The organism is Geobacter hydrogenophilus (genome assembly GCF_018501225.1).
Lineage (GTDB): Bacteria > Desulfobacterota > Desulfuromonadia > Geobacterales > Geobacteraceae > Geobacter > Geobacter hydrogenophilus.
The window spans coordinates 129076-136145 of record NZ_JAHCZI010000010.1 but is presented as its reverse complement, the minus strand read 5'-3'; the positions used below and the strand labels follow the sequence as shown (position 1 = coordinate 136145).

6 protein-coding genes are annotated in these 7070 nt (G+C 59.5%); 1 reads left to right on the top strand and 5 read right to left on the bottom strand.

Translation table 11 applies throughout. The features are described from left to right. The first annotated feature begins 142 nt into the window (after positions 1–142). Positions 143–1744, top strand: a complete 1602-nt coding sequence (locus KI811_RS14615) for a sensor histidine kinase (protein ID WP_214187213.1) — start codon at positions 143–145, stop codon at positions 1742–1744. Positions 1745–1746: 2 nt separating this feature from the next. On the opposite strand, the gene KI811_RS14610 is transcribed toward KI811_RS14615, so the two are convergent. From KI811_RS14610 to KI811_RS14590, 5 genes are all read right to left on the bottom strand, one after another. Further along, positions 1747–1947, bottom strand: coding sequence for a hypothetical protein (locus tag KI811_RS14610; RefSeq protein WP_214187212.1), 201 nt, complete (start codon positions 1945–1947; stop codon positions 1747–1749). An 18-nt stretch (positions 1948–1965) separates the two neighbouring features. Continuing rightward, the gene (locus KI811_RS14605; RefSeq protein ID WP_214187211.1) at positions 1966–3768 is read right to left on the bottom strand and encodes an aldehyde ferredoxin oxidoreductase family protein; all 1803 of its coding nucleotides are present in this window, start codon (positions 3766–3768) and stop codon (positions 1966–1968) included. Next, positions 3768–4478, bottom strand: coding sequence for a 4Fe-4S dicluster domain-containing protein (locus KI811_RS14600; protein ID WP_214187210.1), 711 nt, complete (start codon positions 4476–4478; stop codon positions 3768–3770). The genes KI811_RS14605 and KI811_RS14600 overlap by 1 nt, the downstream gene beginning before the upstream one ends. 25 nt (positions 4479–4503) lie before the next feature. After that, positions 4504–5565 (bottom strand): NAD(P)-dependent alcohol dehydrogenase, encoded by a 1062-nt coding sequence (locus tag KI811_RS14595; protein ID WP_214187209.1) that lies wholly within the window; start codon positions 5563–5565, stop codon positions 4504–4506. Between the two features lie 146 nt (positions 5566–5711). Beyond that, complete coding sequence (locus KI811_RS14590; RefSeq protein ID WP_214187208.1) at positions 5712–6716, bottom strand: aldo/keto reductase; 1005 nt, start codon at positions 6714–6716, stop codon at positions 5712–5714. Positions 6717–7070: the final 354 nt, after the last annotated feature.

The following is a 7070-nucleotide window of genomic DNA, read 5'->3' as shown; positions in this document are numbered from 1 at the left end:
TCTCTTGGCTATCTTTCGCCGGAGGAGTATGAGTGGAGCATGGCGTAACCCGTGTCTACTTTATCGGGGGAAGATTCCCGATAAAGCCGTCAGGTCAGCGCCCGCCCCGTTGGAACACGATGAAAGTGAAAAGGAGAAGCAGATGAGTCAAGAAAACGATGATCATAGACAGAGGGGTGCCGGCACACCCCGAGGACCCATTTCCACATCTAGCATTGACCTGGAAAAAGCACGTCTAGGACAACCGCTCAAGATAAAAGACGAACAATTTAGGCATGTCGAACGACTGAAAGATTTCGCGATTTACACGCTGGATATAAAAGGGGACGTCCAGAGTTGGAATGCGGGAGCTGAGCGCATGAAAGGCTATAGGGTTGAGGAGATCGTAGGCAAACATTTCTCCTGTTTTTATACCGAAGAGGACATAAGTGCCGGCAGGCCCGAAGAACAGCTTAAAATGGCCACAGCCAAGGGACAGATCACTGACGAGGGGTGGCAGGTCCACAAAGAAGGGAGCAGGTTCTGGGCTGAGGTGATACTTACCGCACTACATGATGAAAAGGGAAACCTACAGGGTTTCTCCAAAGTGACACGCGATATCTCTGGACGCACAGAAGCTGAAGAAGCTTTACGCGTCAGTGAAGAATACTATCGAACCTTGTTTGCTAACAACCCAAGCATGATATTTACCCTCAATGCCGAGTTGACAACACTCCAAGTCAGCCCGATTGGTGCAAGCTTTCTGGGCTACACCCCAGCCGAACTGGAGGGCCGGTCGGTGCTGGTTCTAGTCCATAAAGATGACCGACCCTCAGTGGCCGAGCAGTTGCAGTGGTGTCGCAAGAACCCCAATCAGGTGCACCGGTTGCAGTTCCAGACAGTCCGGAAAAACGGCTCTCGGGTGTGGGTGCTAGAAATAGCACAGGGGGTTTACGACATACACGGTTCGCTCAATATTCTGGTGGTGTGCCAGGATATCTCCGATCTCAAGCAGGCAGAGGCGGAGATTCAGAGGCTGAATGCCGAACTGGCGGCGCGGGCTGCCGAGTTGGAGGTCAGCAACAAGGAACTGGAGACGTTCAATTTCACAGTTGCCCACGATCTGCGTCAACCGTTGAACGTTATCAGCCTGATCTGCCAGAAAATCATAATGCAGTATGACGCGGATCGCCTGGAGGAATCCAGCGCAGATATCGAGAGTATCCGCCAGGTCACTTTGCGGATGGATAAACTCATTGGTGCTCTGCTCAATTTCTCACGCATTGGTTACGTCGAACCGCTCCGAGTCGAGACTGACCTTAGCAGGATGGCCCATGAGACGGTTGCGGAGATTACACTGACTGAGCCCGAGCGGCAGGTGGACTTCCGGATCGCAGACGGCCTCAAGGCCTATGCTGATGCAAGTCTTCTACGCTTGGTCCTGGATAACCTTCTCGGCAATGCCTGGAAGTACACCAGAGAGCAAGAGAAGGTAGTCATTGAGTTCGGCTTAGCCGATATCGACGGTGTGCCGGCTTATTTCGTCCGGGACAATGGAAGTGGTTTTGTAAAGGAGGGCGCGGACAGACTCTTTGTCCCATTTCAGCGTCTCCCTGGTGCCGAGAAAGCCATAGGTTTCGGGATAGGTCTTGCCACGGTGGAGCGGATCATACGTCGCCATGGAGGGCGTGTGTGGGCCGAAAGCGAGCTGGGCAAGGGGGCGACCGTTTACTTCACCATTTCAGCACAGGACGTTACTTTGTAGCCTCATCGAGGATATTGAACTGAACCCGAAGGGGTCTGAATCGCCTCCGAAATGGCGGCGGCAGGTTCTTTGCTGGAAACCTGGGCGCCGGCCCGGGAGATGGCCTGCGCCGGTTTGGGAGCATCGGCGGCCAGCGCCTGGCCCGCAACAGCGCACACTGCGGCAAGTAGCGCACATGATACCATCAAGGTTTTCGAATTCATTTTCTTACCTCCCCGTGATCAGATCGAATCCAGCCCGAGCTCCTGCAACTTTGCCTTCCCCGGCTTGGTGGTTTCAGAGTCCCAGCCGCGATCTTTGTAGTACTGGGTGAGCATGGCGTCGAACTGCTCCCGGTCCAGCACCGACCCCTTCTTCGGTCCGATGGTGAAGGCGTCCTCGAAAAAGCGGTCAGGCAGCCGATCGTCTGCACGGCGGAAACCCTCGCGGTAATTGAACAGCTTCTCCAAATTGAAGATCCTTTCGCCGGTTTTTTCGAACTCGGCCTTGTCGTATTCATGGCCGGTGATGGCGCTGAGCAGGGAGAGCATCGGCTCCTCCAGCGCCGGCTCGAAGGTGGGGAAGAAGCACATGCCGGTCGAGTCGAGCATGGCCCGCCGGTTCTGCATGGCGATGTTGTCGCCGCTCATGTGGCAGGCTCCCCGGGAGGCGGTGACGTACGAGAGTCCCCGAGGCTGATTCGCCTGGATGTTGTGCGCCGCCAGCTCCAGCCCCTTTACCTGGATGGCGAATTTTTCACTCCCCTTGCCGATGTGCCAGGAAAGCGCCCGCACCCCTTCGGCAGCCAGAGCACCGACGCCGTCCTTCGCGGCGATCTTCTCGATCATCGCCAGCGTCGCATCAACGCTACCCCATTTGAGATCGATGCCGTCCAGAAAGCTCCGATCGATCAGCCCTTTCTCGTAGGCCTCCATGAGAAAGCCGATGACATTGCCGGTGGAAATCTGGTCCAGGCCGAGATCGTCGAGGGTGGTGATCGCCTTCAGCAGTCCGGGCATGTCGGATATCAACAGGTTCGAGCCGAGCATGACCCCGGTTTCGTACTCGGGGCCATCGTGGACGATGCCACCGTATTTGCCTTTCGTGGTGCCGCTCTTCTTGCAGGCCAGCGGACAGCAGTAGCAGGCGATGTCTTTCACCCAGACATCGCGTCGGGCAGCGTCGCCGCCGATTTTGTCAGCCTCCAGGAAGGTTCCTTCGCGATAATTGCGGACCGCTTCGGTTCCGGCATTGCTGTTGGCGACGATGGCCCGGGCCGTTCCCTGCTCTGCCCAGGACTTGGCATAGGCGGAGCCGAAGAGGGCCGACCGGGCCTTTTCAAGGGCGGCAAGGAATCGCTTATGGTCGGCGACCCCCGGCTGTCCCGAACCCTTTACCGCGATGGCCTTCAGATTCTTGGACCCCATGATGCAGCCCATGCCACCTCGGCCCGCGGCCCGCCCCGCCGTATGGAGGATGCTGGAATACGGAACGAGCTTCTCTCCGGCCGGGCCGATGTAGACGGTCTTGAATCGCCGGTCGCCAAGCGCATCGAGGAATACCTTGTCGAAGGCATCCGTGCGCATTCCCTTGAACCTCTTCCCCTCCCGAATTTCTACCTTGTCGTCATCGATAACGACATAGCTGAGTTCGCTTGCCTTGCCGGTAATGACGAGCCCGTCGTATCCCGCGAACCGGATCTCAGGACCGAAAAAGCCACCCATGTTCGAGTAGGAAACGGTGGATGCATGGGGGTAATCGGACTCCACCGGCGAGGTGATGGGGGATTTCGTCACCACGCAGGTCCGGGACGAGGAGGGGACCGGGAGCCCCGAAAACGGGCCGGGCATGAATATCAGCGGGTTTTCGGGAGACAGCGGGTTGACTCCCGGCTTCTTCAGCCGATCCCAGAGGATCTTCATACCGAGCCCCTGCCCGCCGACGAATCTGGCGAGGTCTTCGGGGGGGATGGCCACCTTTTCGCTCTTGCCGGTGGAAAGGTCTATGTTCAGAATTACTCCATGGTACCCGGGTTTCCCGCTCATCATTTCATCCCTCCGAACTCTGCCGTCCCGTACCAGCCCTTGGCCAGTTCAGCTGCAATTTTTTCCGGTCCGAGGCCGTAGAACTTTCGGTCACGCCGGACCTCGACATAGGAGAGCGCCCCGAAGGGGCAGCGCTTGACGCATTGCGGATCGCCGCCGCACAGCGTGCACATCCGTTCAGGCTTGCCCGTTGTGGGGTTGGGGGTGATGACCCCTCTCCTCTGCGCGGCGCAGGCCTTGGCGCAACTCCGGCAGCCGAGGCACCGGCCGGGATCGTTCGTGATAGCGTGAGTCGCCTGATCCCGGTAGAGGGCGCGCCTGCCGGTCTTCGGGTCCGGCTTCACAGGGCACGTATTCACACAGGGGGTGTCGGCGCACATGGCGCAGACGTTGGGGACATCCACGTCGGGGTTGAAGCTGTGAACCCGGATGTTGGCAAAGCGGGGGTTCCCCAGTCCGGGCAGGTCCCGGCCGTTGATCGACACCGGCCTGTTCCGCGCCGAACAGGCAGTTTCGCACGTTCGGCACCCGGTGCATTTCGTGTAATCCACCAGAACCATTTTCAGGACCGGATCTCCCGAAAGGGCCCAGGCCGCCGCATTTACTCCAAACTGGCCGAACAGGACGAGCCCCCCTCCTATCCCGACGCTTTTTATGAAATCTCGCCGGGTGAAGCTTGTCCCTTCGTGTGAGCTGTCGGTTCCCTTCATGATGCCCCCCTCCCTCATCGTTCGATTATTCGGCCTTGAGCGACGCCATGTCGATGGAGAACCGGTACTTCACATCGGATTTGAGCAGCCGCTCGTATGCCTCGTTGATCCTCTGGATGGGGATGATTTCCACATCCGACGTGATGTTGTGTGCCCCGCAGAAGTCGAGCATCTCCTGGGTTTCGGCAATGCCGCCGATGATGGAGCCGGAGAGGCTGCGGCGTCCGAACAGCAGGGCAAAGGCAGAGACGGCCAGCGGTTTCTCCGGCGCGCCGACGAGGGTGATGTTGCCGTCACGGCCGAGCATGTTGAGGTAGGCGTTGATGTCGTGATCGGCGGCGATGGTGTCGAGAATAAAGTCGAAGCTGCCTGCGTGCTGCCGCATCTCCTCGGCGTTGGTGGAAATGATGACCTCATGGGCTCCCAGGCGGAGCGCATCCTCCTTTTTGCCGGGGGAGGTGGTGAAGACCACGACGTGGGCGCCGAAGGCACGGGCGAACTTGACCCCCATGTGCCCCAGACCGCCGAGGCCGACCACGCCGACCTTCTTCCCCGTGATGTCGCCCCACCGGCGGATCGGGGAGTAGGTGGTGATCCCGGCGCAGAGGAGCGGCGCGGCCCCGGCAAGGTCGAGGGTGGCCGGGACGCGCAGCACGAAGCGTTCATCGACGACGATGCTTTCGGAATAACCACCGAAGGTGACCGGCGCTGTCCCGTGCTTGTCCGGGGAATTGTAGGTGAAGGTGGCGTCCGGGCAGAACTGCTCGACGTTGGCCTGGCAACTGGGGCAGGTGTGGTCCGAATCGACCAGACAGCCGACCCCCACCAGATCGCCCGGTTTGAACTTCGTGACCGCGGAACCGACCTTGGTGACGCTACCGACGATCTCATGCCCCGGCACGCAGGGGTAGACCGTGGGCATGACGCTGTTCCACTCGTCACGCACTGTGTGGAGGTCGGAATGGCAGATGCCGCAGTAGAGGATCTCGATCTGCACGTCGCGATCGGTGGTCTCCCGCCGCGGGATGGTGTCCAGGGCCAGCGGCGAGGTGGCGCTGGCTGCGGAATAGGCTTTGGCTTTGTACATGGTTGTAGTCTCCTATTGGTTATATTCAACAGCATTCTTTCCCCTCACCCGGCCTTCGACCACCCTCTCCCACCATGGGGAGAGGGTTTTCTGCTTTTCTCCCCTCGCCCTTTGAGGGAGAGGGGCGGGGGTGAGGGGGATTGCTTTCAGCGCCCAGTCAACTGCTCCAGCTTTTCCGGGTACCGGTTGCCTTGCACGGTGATCTGGGCGGCGGCGCTGTCGATCTCGCGGAGATCATCGGCGGTAAGTTCGACGGCAACCGCGCCGATGTTCTCATCCAGCCGCTCCAGCTTCGTGGTGCCGGGGATCGGCACGATCCACGGCTTCTGGGCCAGCAGCCAGGCAAGGGCGATCTGGGCCGGGGTCGCGTTTTTCTCTGCGGCGATTCTCCCGAGCAGATCGACCATGGCCTGGTTTGCCTTGAGCGCCTCCGGCGTGAAGCGCGGCAGGGTGCTGCGGAAGTCGGTGCTGTCGAAGGTCGTCTTCTCGTCCATCTTGCCGGTGAGGTACCCCTTGCCCAGCGGGCTGTAGGGGACGAGGCCGATGCCGAGTTCTTCCAGGGTCTGCAACAGCCCCTCTTCCGGCCGCCGGAACCAGAGTGAGTACTCGTTCTGCACGCAGGCCACCGGCTGCACGGCATGGGCGCGGCGGATCGTCTCGATTCCCGCTTCCGACAGGCCGAAGTGCTTCACTTTCCCTTCCCGGATGAGTTCCTTCACCGCGCCGGCAACCTCCTCGATCGGCACCGCCGGATCGACCCGGTGCTGGTAGAACAGGTCGATGACGTCGGTCCTGAGCCGCTTGAGCGACGCCTCGGCCACCTCTCTGATGTGTTCCGGCCGGCTGTTCAGGACCGGCCCGCTCCCCTTCATGGCCCGGGGATCGACGCTGGTATCGAACCCGAACTTGGTGGCGATCACCACCCGGTCGCGCAGCGGCGCGAGCGCCTCACCCACCAGCTCCTCGTTGGTGAAGGGGCCGTAGACCTCGGCCGTATCGAAGAAGGTGATGCCCCGCTCCACGGCGGTGCGCAGCAGCGAGATCATCTCCTGCTTGTCCTTGGGTGGACCGTAGGAAAAGCTCATTCCCATGCAGCCCAGGCCCAAAGCCGAGACTTCCAGACCGCTTTTGCCCAATATACGTTTTTGCATTGCTTGCTCCTTTCATCTACAGGACTACCGTCTTGATGATGATAACGTACCCCTGAAAGACCAAAGGGAGGTAGACCGATCCTGTCGGATTATTGCCTGATCGTGCGATTGTTCGGAAAGGAGTTACGATGGCTGGCCGGATCAGTCAGGGCTACGGCCGAATAACGCCGTAAAATTTGATGACAGGCGGGTGATTGAGAACAGGAGCCGGGGAGGTGACAGATTCTCGTCAGGAGGAGGGATTGCCTGATGGGCCGATTAAATTGCAGATGGGGGTGTAGAGATTTTGCCATTCTCCCCTGCGTAATTTCCCCTTGCGAATTCAGCAGATGTCCATATAATGACCTCATATAT